Raw genomic sequence first — 18,503 nt, 5'->3', positions numbered from 1 at the left:
TTCCCCTGGCCTGTCAATAAGGGCTTGGGCTGGTATTGTTGTCGTCGACCTGTGATCACATCGTGGGCCTTGGCTCACCAAAGATCTAAAAAATAAAGAATGGTGATTATGAAAAAGCGGATTCTGGTGACTGGTGGTGCCGGCTTTGTCGGGTCACATTTGTGTGAGCGGCTGCTGCGGGAGGAAAATGATGTCGTTTGTGTTGACAACTATTTCACAGGCAGCAAGGAAAATATAGCGCACCTGCTCAGTAACCCATACTTTGAGGCGGTTCGTCACGAGATAACTTTTCCGCTATACGTCGAAGTCGATCAGATCTACAACCTGGCATGTCCGGCCAGTCCTGTCCATTATCAAATGGATCCCGTACAGACTACAAAAACGTCGGTGATCGGAGCAATAAATATGCTTGGACTTGCCAAGCGGACCAAAGCCCGTATTCTTCAGGCCTCCACCTCCGAGGTCTACGGTGATCCTGAAGTCCACCCTCAAACCGAGGACTATTGGGGCCGGGTCAACCCCATCGGTATAAGAAGTTGTTATGACGAGGGCAAGCGCTGTGCCGAAACCCTATTTTTTGATTACTACCGTCAATATCAGCTCCCGATCAAGGTAGTGCGTATTTTCAACACATATGGCCCGCGCATGCATCCCAATGATGGCAGGGTCGTCAGCAACTTCATTGTCCAGGCGCTGAGGGGCGAGGACATCACCATCTACGGTAGTGGCCAGCAAACACGCAGTTTCTGTTACGTGGATGATTTGGTAGACGGTCTGATCCGAATGATGAACTCTGCTGCAGAAACCACCGGACCCCTGAATCTGGGAAACCCCGGTGAATTTACGATGCTGGAACTGGCTGAAAAAGTGCTTCACTTCACCGGTTCAACGTCCAAGCTTGTTTTTCTGCCCTTGCCTCAGGATGACCCCAGGCAACGTCAGCCGGATATATCGAGGACCCGGGCGAAACTTGACTGGTCCCCAAAAGTGGAACTCGATGAAGGCTTGCAGAAAACCATCGCCTACTTCAAGAAAGTTGTCGGTTAGAAATGATGCTTGACGAAACCGTTGTCGTTGTGACCGGTGGTGCCGGACTGCTCGGGCGCGTTTTTGTGCGCGATATTGTGCAGCACGGAGGAATCGCAGTTGTCGCCGACATCGATATGGCCGCTGCCGTAAAGTTTGTAAGCGAGTTGCCTGAACAATACGCGGATCGTGCGTATGCAATGCAGCTGGATATAACCGATACGGCATCCGTGGCCGCGCTTATATCCGCCGCCTTTGAGCGGTTTGGCCGGATTGATTCCGTTGTAAACAATGCCTATCCGCGCAATTCCCACTATGGGCGCAAGCTGGAAAATGTGACCTATGAGGATTTCTGCCAGAACTTGTCGCTTCATTTGGGCGGCTATTTCCTTGTGGCGCAGCAGTTCGGGCTGTTTTTCCGGAACCAGCAGAAGGGAAATATCATTAACATGGCGTCCATTTATGGGGTCATGGCTCCGCGCTTCGAGATATATTCCGACACCCAAATGACCATGCCCGTCGAGTATGCCGCGATTAAATCAGCGGTCATTCATTTGACGCGCTACTTCGCGCAATATTTCAAGAACGATCACATCCGGGTAAATAGCCTGAGCCCGGGAGGCGTGCTCGATCAGCAGCCGGAGTCATTCCTTCGGAATTACAGGGCGTTTTGCAGTTCAAAGGGAATGCTGGAGGGTAAAGATATTTCCAGCGTGTTGTTGTTTTTGTTGTCAGATGCCTCAAAATATTTGACCGGGCAAAATCTTGTCGTAGATGACGGATTTTCCATATAGCGCCTATTCATGACTAACGTTTTCAATGTGGCCGTGATCGGCTGTGGCATATTTGGTGCAGAGATTGCACTTAAAGCAAGCGCATGTGGGCTGAGCGTCAAGGTTCTGGAGGCGAAATCCGATATCTTATCCGGCGCTTCCATGAACAATCAAAACCGGCTGCACTTGGGATTTCATTATCCCCGTGATCTGGAAACCGGACGGCAATCCATACGGGGGTTTGATGCTTTCAGGCAGAACTATGCAGAGTGCATTCAAAGTGATTTTCTGAATGCTTATTTCATAGCCAACAGCGGATCGCTGACAACTCCGGCTTCATATTTGCAATTTTGCAAAGAACTCGGTGTCCCCTTCCAGAAAATCGACGCCAAGAATTTTTCTGTTCCCATCCGCGGAGCTGATACCGGCATTTTGTGCGAAGAAGTCGTTTATGACTGCGCCATATTGCGTGATCTGGTGAAGCAAAAACTCCGGCAAAAACATGTTGAGGTGTCTCTGGGAGAAAGAGTCACCAAACTTTCCAGGCAGGGGGGGCGTTATCGACTGGAAACCCTCGGCCAAACAACCATTTTTGCCGATGCTGTGATCAACGCATCCTACGGTGACATCAATCGTTTGACCGAAGGGCTCGGTCATGTGGTGGACGAAAATCTCTATGAATATACTGCGGTGCCGATCATCAAAATGGATATGCCGCGGGTTGGAGTAACCATCATGGATGGCCCGTTCATGACGGTTCTCCCGCACGGAAAATCCGAAAATTTCCTCCTGTACAACGTTGCTCAAAGCGTCGTCGCCAGCAGTGTTGCCAGACTTCTGGATTCAAGGTGGCTTTCGCCCGAAACGGCGCCATTTTCCGGGATGGACAAGAGTGCTTTTTTCAAGAAGATGGTACGCATGTGCAGTGAGTACATGCCGTCCCTTGGTAATGCGGAGCTTGTGGGGTTTCTCGAGGGCCCGAGAATGGTCCTGGCAAAAAAAGATGCGTCTGATGCCCGCCCTTCGATGGTGACGAATTATGATGATGGCTATTTCTCGGTGTTTGCAGGAAAGATTGATCACAGCATTTGGGTGGCAGAGGATCTCATGGGCCTGCTGAAAAACAGGTTTTCCTTGTAAAACCGGGTCATGAGAGAAATAAAGCTGTCTTTTTTTGAAGACAAATTTGATACGTAAATTAGATGGGGAATGGATATATGCAACAAGAAAACCTTGACCAATTGAAAAAGGCTGAAGCCGATTTTTTCGACCAAATTGCCGATATACGCACTTCAAAATCCGAGCAGATCGCGATGGAAGCGGACATCCGCCGGGCCACGAAGTACATTCCCCAGCGTGGCGAAAAGAGATTCCTCATCGATCCCAAAATGACGGAAATACTCGAGGGCGGAGCCCGTGACCAATATATCAAATGGGTATCGCACAAACCGGGTTCGCGGGTACTCGATATAGGTTGCGGATCAGGCTGGCTGGCGCTGGAACTCGCCCGAAATGGATGCCATGTCGATGCCTACGACATATCGCCAAAAGCCATTGCGCTGGCGAGAAAAATGCTTGAAGAAAATCCGTACAAAGAAGGATTTGGATCTGTAACTTATCACCTGCAGGATGTCAGCGAACTGGATCTGGGCTTGGACAAGTATGACGCGGTATCCGGCTGGTCGGCATTTCATCATATGCCTGACGTTCCTGTCTTCATGGACAGGGTTTTTCACGCCTTGAAGCCAGGTGGCATTGTGGCCACCATGGATGACATGCCGCGAGGCCGGCTGGAACAGGGGCTGGAATATTTCTTCGAGTTTATTTTGCCAACTTATTCGCTCTCCTATCCCCAAAAGATAAGCACCGTTTTTAATCTGCTGACGGGTAAGAGAAAATATCGGGAAGAGATATTTAGTCCCATGGAAGAGGCAAAACATTCTGCTGTGGATGAAATTGCAGATGTGTTCAATAATAAATTCGAGGTCATTTTGAGTTTGCGCCACAATGCATTTGCCGGTACGCCGGTCATGAGGATAAGCGGCTCGGACGGATTTCGCTATGCGGCTGCCAAGGTGGTTGTCGGAATTGACAGATTCTTGTGCAAGCTCGGTATCGTCAAGGGATTTGAACGGGTCATGGTTGCGCGTAAGAAGGCGTAGCAAGTCCTTTCCCCCAGATTCATTATGCTGGCTGCCTTCTGGCCATGGTCCGGACGGGCCATGGGTGTGTTTATTTGTTGGCGCTGGTGCCGTGGTGGGTGATGAAGACGGTCTGTATTACTGGAATAACCGGCCAAGACGGCTCGTATTTGGCAGAACTCGCGCTTTCCGAAGGCTATCGCGTTGTCGGTGTCGCCAGGGACCTCTCCCGTGCAAGATCGCAATTACCGGACTTGCTTGAGCGCGGCGTCGAGTTGACGTACTGGAACTTTGCCGATCCGGCGGCCATTCGAGGCATCCTGGAGGCACATCGACCGGCGAAAATCTTCAACTTCGCAGCTTATTCAACGGGCGGCGGAATGTACGACGACCCGGTAGGCATCGGAGAGGTCAACGGCCTTGCAGTGGTGAAAATACTGGAGGCCATCCTCGGGGTGGATACGGCCATTCGCTTTTGCCAGGCCTCGAGCCGTGAAGTTTTTGGTGAAGCAACTGAAAGTCCCCAAACGGAACTGACAGCGTTAAACCCGCGCAGCCCTTATGGCGCCGCAAAGATGTACGCAGATGCGATGATCCGCATTTATCGGCAACGGTATGGACTGTTCGCAAGCTCTGCAATTCTTTTCAACCATGAGAGTCCACGGCGAGGCCTTTCTTTCATCACACGAAAAATCACTCACGCCGCGGTCAATATCAAACTCGGGCTGGCGCAGGAACTGACGCTTGGCAATCTGGATGCGCGTAGAGATTGGGGCCACGCAGCTGACTATGTACGCGGGATGTGGTTGATGGTGCAGCAACCGCAGCCAGACGATTATGTGCTGGCTTCAGGGGCGTCGCATTCTGTGCGGGAAGTTTGCAGCATTGCGTTTGAAGAACTGGATCTCGATTATCGGGATTATGTTCGTGAGGATCCGGCCTTGTTTCGCCCGAGCGAGCCCTTGTTGCTTGTAGGCGATGCAGGCAAGGCGCGCAGGCAACTCGGTTGGACACCGCAGATAACGTTTCAGGAGATGGTCTGCCAGATGGTGGCCCATGACTTGGCACTGGCAACAAATACGTTTCAGCATTAAAAGTCTCCACATTAAAAAACGATTTCGTTGCGCTGGTAAGTGATCAGAACGGGTGGGTTCTGTTTCTGCCGGCAGGAACCGAAAATACTGTGATATGAATTCCAAAGGCACCTCGCCAACATTTACGGAAACCCAGACCGGGTACGCTTCCTTGATCAAAGGTCTCGGCGCGACTACGCTCCCCTGGGGGAAAACACTTTCTGAAGCCCTGACTGTCGACGATCTGCCCTTTTGGGAGATTTTTGCCACTGAACTGGCTTATCGCCATTTGACGACCGCTGTAGCGTCAGTCGGCCCCCTGGCAAGAACCAAACAGGGCTTGCGGCCCTACCTTCTCCGGCTGAGGCACTGGATCAAGGCCGCAAGCAGGCGCCGGACGGCCGAGGGCTGCTCAAGCTGGCCTGCAGGAAACACCATGCTGTGCCTTGGATTTACCGAGCGCATGTACCGTGATGTACTGGAGCCGGTGGTTGAGCGTGTCATCACACACAACGCTTTCGGTGCCGTGGTGCTGGCGGAGCTTGCTCAATCCGGAAAGCGTTCCGGTTCGGCGGGTGTACGCGTCTACCAGACTACGTCCCAGCATTGGGATGTGCATGTGGAAGACCGGCTTCGGCATCTCACGCGCGCGTTGGCCCAGCTGGAGAAGCGGTTCAAAAGCTCCGGGGCGCTTGCCGCATTGCAGGTGGGCCTTGATTCCAGCCTGAGCTCTGCAGTGGAGCAGTTGTTCCATCTTCTGTTCAAGGGGCATATCCCCCTGATGGCACCGCAAGCCGTGCTGGCAAGGCATATCCTGGAAAAGCATCGACCGGCCATCGTCCTTTCACCCGATACGGCTGACTCGCGTACGAGGGTGTATGCCCTGCTTTGTGAAAGGATGGGAATCCCTTGTCTGGATGTCCAATTCGGATTGACCGGCGATGAGGCGATAGAGTGGCGTTTTTTTGCCGCAAGCCGCGTTGCCGTATGGGGCGACAGTTCGAAGAGATTTCTGATCAAACATGGTGTTGCTGAAGAAAAAATTCATGTCACGGGTTCGCCCCGTCACGACATTTTAGTGAACCCGCCTGCCGCAGCGTTTGATTCTTTTCGCGCCACATTTGGCCAGACAGGGACCCGGAAAATCGTGGTCCTGGCTTCTACCTACACCGACAGCGCTCACGGTGACTACACCGACCCAGGCATTCTTCGGGGAATGAAGCTTGCGATATTCAGGGCTGCGGACTGCTCGCCGGGGCTGCTGCTTATCGTCAAACCCCATCCACATGAGAACGTCGATGAAACCCGCGCACTGTGTGGGAACTGTCAAAATGTGGTGTTCGCGGAGCAAACATCGGATATTCGCGCGGTGATTGCCGTTTGCGATGCCTTTATTTCATTCGGCTCGACGGCGACGATCGATGCACTGATCGCTGACAAGCTGACTGTGTGCCCCATCTTTCCCGGCTGGCCCTTCAGCGACGTATTCAGGGATTCCGGTGCGGTTCTGGTGCCACAATCAGGGGAGGACCTAATGGCACTCTTCAGGAAGCTGGAAACCGGGAATCTGCTGAAGGAAAAAGCCGAGCTGGGTGGCGCGCGCAGTGCATATCTCCAGGAGATTTCCCACCAACCCGATGGCTTGGCTTCTGCGCGTATTGAAAAACTGGTCCTGGAAATGGCCGGAACAGAAAAATAAGATGGATTCCATGATCAAGCTGTCGATTTGTATAGCGACCTTAAACCGCGGCGCGCTGATAGGACAGACACTCGACAGCATCGTTTCCCAACTGACCGAGCAGGTGGAAATTGTCATTGTGGATGGCGCCTCCACCGACAACACCGAGGAGGTCGTCCTATCCTACCGGCAACGATATGCCAACGTGCGTTATACGCGCCTTGCGCAGAAGGGTGGGGTGGATCAAGACTACTCGCGCGCCGTGGAACTGGCGAATGGTGAGTACTGCTGGCTTTTCTCTGATGACGACATCATAAAGGCGGGAGCGATTGAAGCTGTTTTAGGCGTTTTGCAAACCAGCCCGGGATTGGTGATTGTGAATGCAGAGATTCAAAATGCCGATCTCACTCAAACCCTCAAGCCGGGCAGCCTTGACCTTACGGAAAACACCACCTACACCAAAGATGAGGCCGACCGGCTGTTTCGGGACACAGGAAATTTTCTTTCGTTCATTGGTTGTGTGGTTGTCAGGCGTTCCATGTGGGGCGCCAGAGATAAAAAGTCCTACTACGGCACCCTGTTTGTACACATGGGCGTCATATTCCAGCAGCCCATCGCCGAGGGCGCCATCGTTCTGGCCGCTCCGATGATTGCCATCAGATACGGCAATGCCATGTGGACGGACAAGGGGTTTGAGGTGTCACTCTTCAAATGGCCAGAACTGGTATGGTCTTTTGCCGGTATTGCCGATGCGGCCAAAGCGCAAGTCTGCGAGCGGGAACCGTGGCGCAATAAGGCCAGGCTGATGCTTTACCGCGCCAGGGGCTTGTATTCGGCACGTGAGTATCAAAAATTCCTCAAAGACCGCATGACCACTGCACAGCGCTTGGTCGCCTTCGCGATCTCCAGGATTTCGGCCACGTTTTTCAACCTGTTGTTTTCCATGTATTTCTCCTCTCTTGGCAGAAGGCGCCCCAATGCCCGGTTGACCCTCGTTGATCTGGAAAACAGCAAGTTCAACTGGAAGCGTTTTTTTGCAGCGACCAAATAAACTTCGCGAATTGGCCAGTGCCATGCCGTCTGCCCGAAACACGCTTCCCTATTGTTATGTGGTGACACCATGAGTCTCGATCAGCAATCACCCGTTGTCTTGTACCCCCGGCAAGGCCAAGCCGTAGGTCATAGACCGAACAAGCTGCTCTTCGGCCTGCTGTTTTCGTTCTATCTTGCATTGTCTCTGGCGCGCTTCGTGTGGCCGGCCCAGCTATTGATGTCATTTGTGTTGTCTACCCTGGGACTGCTTGCCCTTGTGCTGACGAGCAAAACCATCGAGGAAAAATATCTCAAAATATATTCATTTATTGGTTTGTTCCTTTTTTCGTTTCTGGTCTCATCCCTGTTTGTGTCGGCGAGGACAGACCGCCTGGGTCATGTTGTCCTATTCATTCTTGCCAATGCGGGAATAGCGCTGCTCCTGGTCAAGGGCTGCGTGCCGCGTGCAGGCGCGTATTTTGTTTTTTATACCCTAGCCGTCTGTTTTGTTGCCCTGATTGTTACCGGCGTCGATGCGAGGGACGCGCTGACAGCGACCAGCTACAACGGGATTTCCATGATGCTGCTCGCGGCCTGTATCTCTCTGTACATCGTGCTTGGAGTGGACGGCGGGAAAATTGATCTAAAGCCAGCGCTGGTCACTGCCTTACTCTGCATCTGGGCCATCGGACGCTCCGGCATTCTTTCAAGTGTTTTTTTGCTGGGAGGACTCGCGCTGATCACTCTGCAGGGACGGATCCGTAGTCGCTATGTCTACATCTTCGTCTTGGGATTGGTGTTCTTTTTTGCATACCTGTTTTTCGATAATCTGGGATCACTGTCTGAAGACAATGTCCTTCTCGGAAATGCGGTTGACAATTATTCAGCAAGAAGCGCCGATGAGGAATCTCCGCGATTGGTGATGTGGGGCAATTACCTGAACAATCTGGATTTTTTCCGGCTTGTTTTCGGGGCAAACATCTTCACGGACCCATGGCCGCAAGGAGAGGAGTTTGGGTACAACTATCACAACTCCTGGATCAGCCTTCACTCGCAGACCGGACTGATGGGGTTGGTGGTCATTGCCCTGGTCGGGTTTTCGCTGCTCAAATTCTGGAAAAACAACAAGCTGTTCTTCGTGCTTTTTTCCGCCGTGATTATCCGGTGGTCGACGGACACGGGCATCTTTTTCGAATCATGGGATTTCCTGGTGTATTTCTTCATCTTTTATTACCTGAGCGGTAAAGCAGACAAGCCTGACCGCAGGGCCCAGGAAAACGATGCGCGTCCCCTGCACGATCGCGTGTGACCGAGATTCCTTTTGCAGTTGAAGGAAGCCCATGAAAATATCCGTGTGCATGGCTACTTATAATGGTGCGGCGCATGTCGAGACCCAGATATCTTCCATTCTCAAACAGCTCAATGACGCAGATCAGCTGATTGTTGTGGATGACAAGTCGACCGATAACACGGTGGAAATCATCGGGAATTTCAGAGATGCACGCATCCAGCTAATCATCAACCCGATAAACGTGGGAGCCGCGCTGACGTTTAATCGCGCGTTGCAGGAAGCCGGCGGAGATATTGTTTTTCTCAGTGATCAGGATGATCGCTGGCACGATGGAAAGGTCGCCACGGTGGTGAAAATGCTGGAAGCCGGCAAGCTCGACCTGGTCGTTCACGATGCGGTGGTGATGCGCGGCGGGCAGGTTCTTCACGCTTCTCTCTTTGAGATGGCTGGCAGTTCACCGGGCGTGATCAAGAACATCGTCAGCAATACTTTCACCGGGTGTTGCATGGCTTTCAGGCGGAATATCCTCCGGGATGTGCTGCCGATCTCCCCGCATATCGGTATATTCCACGACGCCTGGATTGGGGTGCTGGCCCAATATTTTGGGTACAAGATCAGCTTCGTGCCCGTGCCCTTGATGGACTTCATCAGGCATGGAGGGAATGCTTCGACGCTCCAGAGAAGGAGCATCGTTCCCATCATTCTGGATCGCCTTGCCTTTGTAACTGCACTCGCACTCCAGATCGGCCGGGTTTACCTCAGGCGGCTGATGAACTGGTGGGAGACCAGGTGATATTGACGATCAGGCAGGCGAACACGACAAGGCGATCATGCGCGACCCCAGGGAGTTGATCAACATGCCGATCTCGGCCCCTCCTGCGAACGTTTTGGCGTTGTCCGGCATACGAATTGCCAGGATATCCACCGTCCCTTTTTTTGTTGTGACACAGCTCAAGCACCAGATCGCCATGCTTGCGCAGTCTGGCGCGCTAGTGACGGTGGCCACCAGCGCCGGCGCCGGGATGGAGGTGCTCAGGAGCATGGGCAGCGTTCGTTGCGAGATCATCGACATCCGGCGCGCCATATCCCCGGGGCATGACGCGGTGGCGCTGTTGCGGCTGTTTCTTTTCTTCCGGAAAAACCGCACGCAAATCGCGCATTCAACCACGCCAAAGGCGGGGCTGTTGACGGCCATCGCTGCGTTTCTGGCGCGTGTGCCGGTTCGGTTGCATACCTTCACGGGACAGCCTTGGGTCGGCATGAGGGGTGTCAAGGGGCGAGTCGCGCGATGGAGCGATGTACTTGTGGGCAGGCTCAACACACGATGTTATGCCGACAGTGCAAGCCAGCGGGAATTCCTAATCGACCAGAAAATCATGGGTGCTGACCGGCTGGCTGTCATCGGCGCCGGCTCGCTGGCAGGCGTTGATATGCGCCGCTTCGACCGCACACGGTTCTCTCCGGCAGACAGGGCCTCTCTGAAACGTTCGCTTGGGATTCCCGAGGTCGCCTGCGTGCTTCTGTTTGTAGGACGCATCACCCAGGAAAAGGGTGTTAGGGAGCTGTTGCAGGCATTTGGTGCACTCAAGCCCGGGTTTCCTGAGGTCCACTTGGTTCTTGTTGGTCCTGCGGATGAAGAAAGCGGGGTGGGCGGCAGCCTCTCGCATGAGGATCTCTCGCAGCTTGAAGATGTGCATTGCGTCGGGTACACGGATTGTCCGGAAAGCTATATGGCCATTGCTGATGTTCTTTGCCTGCCGAGCTACCGGGAGGGCTTCGGAACCGTGGTTATTGAAGCCGCCGCCATGGGGGTGCCGACGGTCGGAAGTGCTATTTACGGTCTGACAGATGCCGTTGTCAATGGGGAAACGGGATTGCTGGTGCCTCCCAAAAATTTCGGGGAGCTCGCGACTGCGCTCCATCGCATGCTAGAAAGCAAGTCCTTGCGGACAGGCATGGGCGAGGCCGCCAGGCGGCGGGCGCAGGCGCTGTTCGATGCTGAGAAAGTCAATTTGCAGGTTGCGCAGGAATACGGTGCGCTGTTGCGGGGCAAAAACATGGTCGACACATGCCTTTCCTGACAATCACCGGTGCCACAGGCTTTGTCGGACGGGCCGCGTGCACGGAGGCCGTGGCTCGCAGGCGTGATGTGCGCGCCGTCACCCGCGCGGCGTGTGACATGTCGCCGGGGATCGACCATGTTGTTGTGGGGAATATCGATGGCGCGACAGAGTGGGGGCCATCCCTTGTGAATTGTGATGTCCTGGTTCACCTAGCCGCCAGGGTCCACGTGATGCGCGAGTCTTCCGCTGACCCCTTGGGCAGTTTTCGCCGCGTCAATGTGGAGGGCACACTGAATCTGGCGCGCCAGGCGGCCGCTGCTGGTGTGCGACGTTTTGTCTTTGTCAGCTCAATCAAGGTCAACGGGGAGGCTACACCGCCGGGAAAACCGTTTTCCGAAAGCGATGCCCCGTTGCCTGCCGACGCTTATGGTGTATCAAAATTGGAGGCCGAACAGGGTTTGCGCGAACTGGCGGTCCGGACAGGTATGGAGGTGACGATCATCCGCCCCCCACTCGTTTACGGGCCGGGGGTAAAGGCTAACTTTGCCGCGCTTCTGGGCGCCATCCAAAAGGGACGGCTCCTGCCCCTGGGAGCGGTGCAAAACCTCCGCAGCTTCGTGGCAATTGACAATCTGGTGGATTTTATTTTCACTTGCGCGGACCATCCGCTGGCCGCCAACGAGACCTTTTTTGTCAGTGACGGACACGATCTTTCCACTCCCGGGCTGGTCCATGGTCTTGCAAGAGCGGCAGGCGTGTCTGCGCGGGTGCCGTCGGTGCCGCTGTGGGCCTTGCAGGCGGGCGCCGCGCTGCTTGGAAAAAGGGACGCCCTCGAGCGTCTTTGCGGAAATCTGCAGCTTGATATTTCCAAGGCGCGTCATGTTCTGGATTGGGCGCCTCCGCTAGGGGTGGCAGACGCACTTCAACAAACGGTTGCGGGAAGGAAGGGATCGTGAAACGTCTGTTTGACCTCGTGCTGGGGCTGGTGGCGGGCTTGTGCCTGCTGTTGCCCCTGTTACTCGTGGCCTTGCTCGTCCGAGCCACGTCCAGGGGACCGGTGCTATATTGGTCTGACCGCGTGGGACGCCGCAATGTCATTTTCAGGATGCCCAAATTCCGCACCATGAAACTGGACACACCGGCGGTGGCAACCCATTTGCTGAACAACCCGGACAGATTCCTCACGCCAGTGGGTAGCATATTGCGAAAAACCAGCCTGGATGAACTGCCGCAACTGTGGAGCATTATCAAAGGCGATATGAGTTTTGTCGGCCCGCGCCCCGCGCTTTTCAATCAACATGACCTGATCGCTCTGCGGATGCAGTATGGTGTGCATGAACTCGTGCCTGGCCTGACGGGCTGGGCCCAGGTCAACGGCCGTGACGGATTACCCCTCCCCCAGAAAGTCCAGTTGGACGCAGAGTATGTTCGGCGGCAATCATTCTGGTTTGACATGAAGATAATATTTTGCACCGCCATCAAGGTCATCAAGCAGGATAGCATTGCCCATTGACGGGGCAATAATCCATGGCTGATTTTCTTTATACCTAGGAGAAAATATGAACAATTTGATTGATATTCAAAAACAGATCGAAGAGCTTCAAAAAAAGGCATCCGACATCAAGGTGAAGGAGTTTCAGAAAACCGTTGAGGAAATCCGTGCCAAGATGCATGCATATGGCATCACGATAAAGGACTTGCGCCCTAATAACACGGGTACCAGCAAGGCAAAGCAGAAACCCAAGGCGGGAGATACTAACGAAAAGTCGCGTTCGCAGGCCAAAAAGCAGGATAAGACTATTTCGCCCAAATATCAGGGGCCGGCGGGGGAAACTTGGAGTGGCCGGGGTCTGACGCCGCGTTGGCTGTCCTCGCTTCTGGCGCAGGGGAAAACCAAAGAAGAATTTGCCATTAAAAGCTAATGGGCATCGCGGGGCGGAAATAAAATGCAGAGCACAATTTTAGGCTGGCCACGGGTGGTCAAGCTGGCGGTGGTTATTGCGGTCGACGTTGTTTTGGCATTGCTTTCCACCTGGATCGCGTTCACGCTCAGACTGGATGAATTGCATTCCCCCCGCGATGCGCAATGGTGGGTGTATGGACTGGCGCCGCTGCTGGCGATCCCTGTATTCGTCAAGTTTGGTCTTTACCGGGCCATCTTCAGGTACACAGGGCAAGCGGCGTTGAAGGCCACCGGGCAGGCTGTGGTTGTGTTCGGCATGGTCTTTATGGCTGTGCTTTTGTGGCAGCAGTGGCTTGGTGTGCCGCGTAGCTTGGGTGTATTACAGCCATTGATCTTTTTGCTGCTTGTGGGAGCCAGCCGGGCAGTGGCCCGATTCTGGCTGGCGGGTCTGGGAAGTGCACAAAGGCAGGCCGAAGGCCGCCTCCTGATTTACGGCGCGGGCACAGCGGGTGTGCAAACAGCCTCCGCGATGGGAATATCGAGGCAATTTTCCTTGCTGGGTTTTGTCGATGATGACGCGGCCAAGGTGGGCCGTAGCATCAACGGTGTGCCGGTGTTCGCCCCGCCGGACGTTCCTGGCTTGGTGGCCCGGCTGGGGGTGACGGACATTTTGCTGGCTTTGCCCAGTTCCTCGCGCGCACGGCGCAACCGGATCATCGACAGCCTGCGCTCGGTGCCTGTTCATATTCGCACCTTGCCGGGCTTGGCCGATCTGGCTACTGGGCGCGTCACGGTACAGGATTTCAAGGAACTTGACATTGAAGATCTGCTAGGCCGCGACACAGTGCCGCCCAACACCGACTTGCTGGCGCGCAATCTGGCAGACAAGGTAGTTCTTGTGACTGGTGCGGGTGGAAGCATCGGCAGTGAGTTGTGTCGGCAGATTCTGGCTGAGTATCCTCGTCAGTTGCTGTTGCTGGACCATAACGAGTTTGGTCTTTACAGCATTCACCAGGAATTGCAGGGTCTGTGTGTTGCCCAAGGATTCGGCTGCGAACTGGTGCCGCTGTTGGGAAGTGTGGCCAGCCCCCGGCGCTTGCAGGAAATCTGCCACACTTACCGACCTGCTACGGTTTACCATGCGGCGGCCTACAAGCATGTGCCCATGGTGGAGTCCAATCCGGCAGAAGGCATTACCAATAATGTGTTCGGTACGCTCAACATGGCGCGCGCAGCTATGGAGAGCGGAGTCGCCCAGTTCATACTCGTGTCTACCGACAAGGCTGTGCGCCCCACAAACGTCATGGGAGCCAGCAAGCGCATGGCCGAACTTGTCTTGCAGGCCTTGGCTGGGCAAGCCGGAGAGTCGGCTACATGTTTTGGCATGGTTCGCTTCGGCAACGTGCTGGGATCCAGCGGCAGTGTGGTTCCCCTGTTTCGCAGGCAGCTCGCCGGTGGCGGCCCGTTGACGGTAACGCACCCGGAAGTCACCCGGTATTTCATGACCATTCCCGAGGCTGCTCAGCTGGTGCTGCAAGCGGGTGCTATGGCTGGGGGCGGGGAAGTGTTTGTGCTGGACATGGGCGAGCCCGTCAGAATCATGGATCTTGCCCGCCGAATGGTGGAGTTGTCTGGACTGACGGTGCGCGATGACGTCAATTCAACGGGGGATATTGAGATTGCCATCACCGGCTTGCGTCCAGGGGAAAAACTATATGAAGAGTTGCTCATAGGTGACAATCCGACGCCCACAGCGCATTCTCGTATTATGAAAGCACATGAAGATTACCTGCCTTGGGAGATATTGGAAATCCATCTCAAGACCTTATGGCAGGCCGCAGAGCAGGGAAATATAGCGCAAATCAAGTTGATTCTTCACGCCTGCGTTCAAGGGTATGGCGGTGAGTCGGCAGCGTAGCAGGATTTTAAATTTACGAGGGACGTACCTGAGATGCGTCACAGGGAGGTCCGTGCTGTTCGCTCGGTGGCATTTTCGCCACATTTGCTGCTTTCTTCAATTCAACTTTCAAGCTGAAAATGACTACAGACCGCGTCAGCGTGAGATTGATTACTATATGCACTTCCGCAGGTTCCTCAGGCCTGTCCCTTGTCATTATTAGCCTAGCAAAAATCTCTCTGCTGGTTACCGCACTCGTGTTTTTACTGCGGCGTGGCAGTCGAGCAGAGGGATACGAGGAATATGTTGATCCGTTGCGTTCTCTCTGGACGCCGAGGCTGGTGGCGTTAATTTTGTTCGTATTTGCCGTCAGCCTTTTGTGGACCACTGCAACCATGGCCGAGGCTCTAGGTGCGATGGGAAAATACGGTAAGTTTCTGGTGATTCCAGCCTTGCTGGTGCTCGTGCGCACCCGCCGGGATGCGAGTTGGATTCTGACAACATTTTTGGGGGCACAGATTTTTTTACTTGCAGGCTCTTGGCTGCTCTTTGCAGGTGTTCAGGTGCCATGGGCTACCTCGAACATGGCCAAAGCCTCTTATTCAGTATTTTCGAGTTATCTGGATCAAGGAATCATTAGTGCGGTGGTTGCCGCAGTTTTTTGGCATTTGAAAAGCTTAGCGCCTAATCGGTTCCTTTTTTGTGCTGCGATCGCGTTGTCTTTGTTGGCGTTGGGAGCTGTTTATATTCTTTTCGTGGGCCGCACTGGTCATATCGTCGGCGTGATAGTGGTTTCACTGGCAATTTTCTGGGCGCTGCCCGGGCGCTATCGTCTTGCAGCGGTCATAGTCCCCCCTCTAATATGTGTAGTGGCTTTCTTTAGCTTTGATAAAGTTTCGCAGCGATTTTCAGGTGTTGCCGCAGAGGTTAATACTTACGCCACTCACCCAGAAGCGGCCACTTCTTCGGGCGTACGGCTGCGACTCTGGAGAACTTCTCTCCAAGCGATAGGGATAAAGCCTTGGCTCGGATCAGGCGTGGGCAGTTGGGCCACAGAGTATCAGCGCATAGAGTTCGTCAACAGTTCCTCAGCAGGGCGGGGGGTTGATACCGTACGCAATCCTCACCAAGAATTTTTGTTATGGGGCGTTCAGTTGGGCGTAGGTGGAATCTTTCTTTTTTTCGCATTTTTTATTATGACTGCACTGGATTTTCTCAAGATGAAGCGCCCCATTGCCCGGGCTGGTTTGTCAGTGCTGGCGGCGTTTGCCGCATCCTGCCTTTTCAATTCTTCTCTATATGACGCGTATATTGGTGATTTTTTTTGCTTAGCTATAGGAGTGTTGCTGGCCTTCGGCTTTAGGGAAAGTCTGAATAAGTCCACCGATCCTGCCTGTGAACCGTTGATATGCGCAAAGGAGTCGAAGCGATAAATCAGATCAGTTTGACGGATGCCGAATATGCTGGCAAGAGGAAGAAGACCCGCCGGGAGATCTTCCTGGATGAAATGGATCTGGTGATTCCGTGGAAGCGGTTGCTCAAGCTGATTGAGCCGTTCTACCCGGTGGCCGGGCGCGGTCGCAGGCCCTACCCCCACTGGAGTCGATCCTGCGGGTGCATCTGATGCAGAACTGGTTCGTGTACCGCGACCCGGCGATGGAAGAGGCGCTGCATGAAATCGCGTCGCTACGCACGTTTGCGCGATTGAGCCTGGCAGAGGCGATCCCGACGAGACCACCGTCCTGAACTTCCGGCATCTGCTGGAAGAGTACGAGCTGGCTGAGGACATTCTGAAACCGGTGAACACGAACTTGGCCCGCAAAGGCGCGCTCCTCAGGGGAGGAAGCATCGTGGACGCCACGATCATCGCGCCGCCCAACTCCACCAAGAATGCCGACGGCGAGCGTGACCCCTGGATGCACCAGACCAAGAAAGGTGAGCAGTGGTACTTCGGCATGAAGGCCCACATTGGCGTGGACGCTGAAAGCGGCCTGGTGCATACAGTCACGACCACATCGGCCAACGACGCGGATTTGAATCACGTAGCCGACCTGCTACACGGCAAGGAAGAATACGTGTATGCCGACTCGTGCTACCGGAGTGCGCCGGGGCGGGTCAATCATGATGATCTGCAATGGCACACCGCGGCTAGGCCCACCGGCATTGCCAGGATGCCGCAATGCAGAGCCAAGGCCAAAGTGCAGAAGCAGGAGCACGGCAACGCCAGCGTCCGCGCCAAAGTCGAGCATCCGTTTCGGCTGACCAAAAGACAGTTCGGGCTGGTGAAGGTGCGCTTCAAGGGACTGCAGAAGAACACCGCACACGTCATCATCCTCTTCGCGCTGTCGACCTGTGGATGGTGCGACGGCAATTGATGGCGATTCAGGGAGCAATGCGTCCGAACGTAGCGTGGGACGCAAGAAAGTGCGCCCCGCGGCATTAAATCCTCAGCAAAAAGCCACTTTCGCGAATGAATGAGACTTGCAGAAATCTCAAGCGCAAATTTATGACTTGATCAGACTTTTCTTAGCTGTCAGGTGGCCGAAAGGCGGTGCGGATCCGACATCAAGGCCTGATGCATCGGTCTCCGGCACAATCCACCATTATTTCCTCACACAAGGCCAGCCGCAATGACGACCACCTCTTCTCCCGACCCCGACCTCTCCCACGTAGGCCCGCGCGACAAGGCCGAGATCCTGGCGCAGGCGCTGCCCTATATCCGCAAGTTCCACGGCAAGACGCTGGTCATCAAGTACGGCGGCAATGCCATGACGGACCCGGCCTTGCAGGCGGACTTTGCCGAGGATGTGGTGCTGCTCAAACTGGTCGGCATGAACCCGGTGGTGGTGCATGGCGGCGGGCCGCAGATCGAGACCGCGCTTAACCGCCTGGGCAAGAAAGGCGAATTTGTGCAGGGCATGCGCGTGACCGACGAAGAAACCATGGAGGTGGTCGAGTGGGTGCTGGCGGGCCAGGTGCAGCAGGACATCGTGGGCCTGATCAACCAGGCCGGCGGCAAGGCGGTGGGCCTGACCGGGCGCGACGGTGGGCTGATCCGGGCGCAGAAACTCAAAATGGTCGACAAGGACGACCCGGCCAAAGAGCACGACATCGGCTTTGTCGGTGACATCCTCAGCATCGACCCCAGCGTCGTCAAGGCGCTGCAGGACGACGCCTTCATCCCCGTGATCAGCCCGATTGGCTTTGGCGAGCACAACGAGAGCTACAACATCAATGCCGATGTCGTGGCAGGCAAGCTGGCTATTGTGCTGAAGGCCGAAAAGCTGGTGCTGCTGACGAACACGCCCGGCGTGCTGAACAAGGCCGGCGAACTGCTGACCGACCTCAGTGCCCGTGAAATCGACGAGCTGTTTGCCGACGGCACCATCTCGGGCGGCATGCTGCCCAAGATCGAGGGCGCGCTGGATGCGGCCAAAAGTGGGGTGAACTCGGTGCACATCATCGACGGCCGCGTGCCGCACGCCATGCTGCTGGAGATCCTGACCGACCAGGCGTACGGCACGATGATCCGGTCGCATTGACGGCTTGCCCGGGGGCTGCCCTTGCTGACGCCGGGCTGTCGGATGTGCCGCTGCTGGTGTAATCCCCCATGAATGTGGTCTGCC

The 18,503-nt window shown here is 54.8% G+C and carries 16 protein-coding genes and 1 pseudogene; all 17 read left to right on the top strand.

The window, feature by feature from the left end; translation table 11 throughout:
• The first annotated feature begins 99 nt into the window (after nt 1-99).
• The 17 genes and pseudogenes from PSV33_RS05725 (at nt 100) to argB (ending at nt 18,419) form a co-directional block, all read left to right on the top strand.
• Nucleotides 100-1,047 (top strand): UDP-glucuronic acid decarboxylase family protein, encoded by a 948-nt coding sequence (locus PSV33_RS05725; protein ID WP_300559741.1) that lies wholly within the window; start codon nt 100-102, stop codon nt 1,045-1,047.
• Nucleotides 1,048-1,049: 2 nt separating this feature from the next.
• On the top strand, nt 1,050-1,820 hold the full coding sequence (locus tag PSV33_RS05720; RefSeq protein ID WP_300559739.1) for an oxidoreductase: 771 nt from the start codon (nt 1,050-1,052) through the stop codon (nt 1,818-1,820).
• 9 nt (nt 1,821-1,829) lie between these two features.
• The gene (locus tag PSV33_RS05715; RefSeq protein WP_300559738.1) at nt 1,830-2,939 is read left to right on the top strand and encodes an FAD-dependent oxidoreductase; all 1,110 of its coding nucleotides are present in this window, start codon (nt 1,830-1,832) and stop codon (nt 2,937-2,939) included.
• A gap of 77 nt (nt 2,940-3,016) precedes the next feature.
• Complete coding sequence (locus PSV33_RS05710; protein ID WP_300559736.1) at nt 3,017-3,961, top strand: methyltransferase domain-containing protein; 945 nt, start codon at nt 3,017-3,019, stop codon at nt 3,959-3,961.
• Nucleotides 3,962-4,035: 74 nt separating this feature from the next.
• Nucleotides 4,036-5,034 carry a GDP-mannose 4,6-dehydratase gene (locus PSV33_RS05705; RefSeq protein ID WP_300559735.1) on the top strand — a complete coding sequence of 333 codons (999 nt, stop codon included), beginning with the start codon at nt 4,036-4,038 and terminating at the stop codon, nt 5,032-5,034.
• Between the two features lie 94 nt (nt 5,035-5,128).
• Nucleotides 5,129-6,712: a CDP-glycerol glycerophosphotransferase family protein gene (locus tag PSV33_RS05700; RefSeq protein ID WP_300559733.1), complete on the top strand. Its 1,584-nt coding sequence runs from the start codon at nt 5,129-5,131 to the stop codon at nt 6,710-6,712.
• 1 nt (nt 6,713) lies between these two features.
• The gene (locus PSV33_RS05695) at nt 6,714-7,742 is read left to right on the top strand and encodes a glycosyltransferase family 2 protein (RefSeq protein WP_300559731.1); all 1,029 of its coding nucleotides are present in this window, start codon (nt 6,714-6,716) and stop codon (nt 7,740-7,742) included.
• A gap of 69 nt (nt 7,743-7,811) precedes the next feature.
• Nucleotides 7,812-9,032 carry an O-antigen ligase family protein gene (locus PSV33_RS05690; protein ID WP_300559729.1) on the top strand — a complete coding sequence of 407 codons (1,221 nt, stop codon included), beginning with the start codon at nt 7,812-7,814 and terminating at the stop codon, nt 9,030-9,032.
• Between the two features lie 31 nt (nt 9,033-9,063).
• Nucleotides 9,064-9,807 carry a glycosyltransferase gene (locus PSV33_RS05685; RefSeq protein WP_300559728.1) on the top strand — a complete coding sequence of 248 codons (744 nt, stop codon included), beginning with the start codon at nt 9,064-9,066 and terminating at the stop codon, nt 9,805-9,807.
• A gap of 37 nt (nt 9,808-9,844) precedes the next feature.
• Nucleotides 9,845-11,095, top strand: a complete 1,251-nt coding sequence (locus PSV33_RS05680) for a glycosyltransferase family 4 protein (RefSeq protein ID WP_300559726.1) — start codon at nt 9,845-9,847, stop codon at nt 11,093-11,095.
• Nucleotides 11,083-12,033, top strand: coding sequence for an SDR family oxidoreductase (locus tag PSV33_RS05675; RefSeq protein ID WP_300559724.1), 951 nt, complete (start codon nt 11,083-11,085; stop codon nt 12,031-12,033). Before PSV33_RS05680 ends, PSV33_RS05675 begins: the two co-directional genes overlap by 13 nt.
• Nucleotides 12,030-12,590, top strand: coding sequence for a sugar transferase (locus PSV33_RS05670; protein ID WP_300559722.1), 561 nt, complete (start codon nt 12,030-12,032; stop codon nt 12,588-12,590). Before PSV33_RS05675 ends, PSV33_RS05670 begins: the two co-directional genes overlap by 4 nt.
• A gap of 46 nt (nt 12,591-12,636) precedes the next feature.
• The gene (locus PSV33_RS05665; RefSeq protein ID WP_300559721.1) at nt 12,637-12,999 is read left to right on the top strand and encodes an H-NS histone family protein; all 363 of its coding nucleotides are present in this window, start codon (nt 12,637-12,639) and stop codon (nt 12,997-12,999) included.
• Between the two features lie 24 nt (nt 13,000-13,023).
• Nucleotides 13,024-14,898 carry a nucleoside-diphosphate sugar epimerase/dehydratase gene (locus PSV33_RS05660; RefSeq protein ID WP_300559719.1) on the top strand — a complete coding sequence of 625 codons (1,875 nt, stop codon included), beginning with the start codon at nt 13,024-13,026 and terminating at the stop codon, nt 14,896-14,898.
• A gap of 119 nt (nt 14,899-15,017) precedes the next feature.
• Nucleotides 15,018-16,310: an O-antigen ligase family protein gene (locus PSV33_RS05655; RefSeq protein ID WP_300559718.1), complete on the top strand. Its 1,293-nt coding sequence runs from the start codon at nt 15,018-15,020 to the stop codon at nt 16,308-16,310.
• Nucleotides 16,307-17,320, top strand: a pseudogene (locus tag PSV33_RS05650) (IS5 family transposase). Before PSV33_RS05655 ends, PSV33_RS05650 begins: the two are co-directional and overlap by 4 nt.
• Nucleotides 17,321-17,507: 187 nt before the next feature.
• Entirely contained in the window at nt 17,508-18,419 is a 912-nt protein-coding gene (gene argB / locus PSV33_RS05645; RefSeq protein ID WP_300559716.1) for an acetylglutamate kinase, read from the top strand.
• The last annotated feature ends 84 nt before the right edge of the window (nt 18,420-18,503 follow it).

The sequence above is a fragment of the Polaromonas sp. genome, assembly GCF_029945895.1.
Classification (GTDB): Bacteria; Pseudomonadota; Gammaproteobacteria; order Burkholderiales; family Burkholderiaceae_C; genus Polaromonas.
The sequence above is the reverse complement of the archived record's forward strand: the minus strand, read 5'-3'. Positions and strand labels throughout refer to the sequence as shown.

Coding starts and splice junctions, on each gene's coding strand:
- PSV33_RS05655 (WP_300559718.1), top strand. CDS start 15,018: ATGACTACAGACCGCGTCAGCGTGAGATTGATTACTATATGCACTTCC.
- PSV33_RS05715 (WP_300559738.1), top strand. CDS start 1,830: ATGACTAACGTTTTCAATGTGGCCGTGATCGGCTGTGGCATATTTGGT.
- argB (WP_300559716.1), top strand. CDS start 17,508: ATGACGACCACCTCTTCTCCCGACCCCGACCTCTCCCACGTAGGCCCG.
- PSV33_RS05710 (WP_300559736.1), top strand. CDS start 3,017: ATGCAACAAGAAAACCTTGACCAATTGAAAAAGGCTGAAGCCGATTTT.
- PSV33_RS05665 (WP_300559721.1), top strand. CDS start 12,637: ATGAACAATTTGATTGATATTCAAAAACAGATCGAAGAGCTTCAAAAA.
- PSV33_RS05720 (WP_300559739.1), top strand. CDS start 1,050: ATGATGCTTGACGAAACCGTTGTCGTTGTGACCGGTGGTGCCGGACTG.
- PSV33_RS05680 (WP_300559726.1), top strand. CDS start 9,845: ATGCGCGACCCCAGGGAGTTGATCAACATGCCGATCTCGGCCCCTCCT.
- PSV33_RS05685 (WP_300559728.1), top strand. CDS start 9,064: ATGAAAATATCCGTGTGCATGGCTACTTATAATGGTGCGGCGCATGTC.
- PSV33_RS05690 (WP_300559729.1), top strand. CDS start 7,812: ATGAGTCTCGATCAGCAATCACCCGTTGTCTTGTACCCCCGGCAAGGC.
- PSV33_RS05660 (WP_300559719.1), top strand. CDS start 13,024: ATGCAGAGCACAATTTTAGGCTGGCCACGGGTGGTCAAGCTGGCGGTG.
- PSV33_RS05725 (WP_300559741.1), top strand. CDS start 100: ATGGTGATTATGAAAAAGCGGATTCTGGTGACTGGTGGTGCCGGCTTT.
- PSV33_RS05675 (WP_300559724.1), top strand. CDS start 11,083: ATGCCTTTCCTGACAATCACCGGTGCCACAGGCTTTGTCGGACGGGCC.
- PSV33_RS05695 (WP_300559731.1), top strand. CDS start 6,714: ATGGATTCCATGATCAAGCTGTCGATTTGTATAGCGACCTTAAACCGC.
- PSV33_RS05700 (WP_300559733.1), top strand. CDS start 5,129: ATGAATTCCAAAGGCACCTCGCCAACATTTACGGAAACCCAGACCGGG.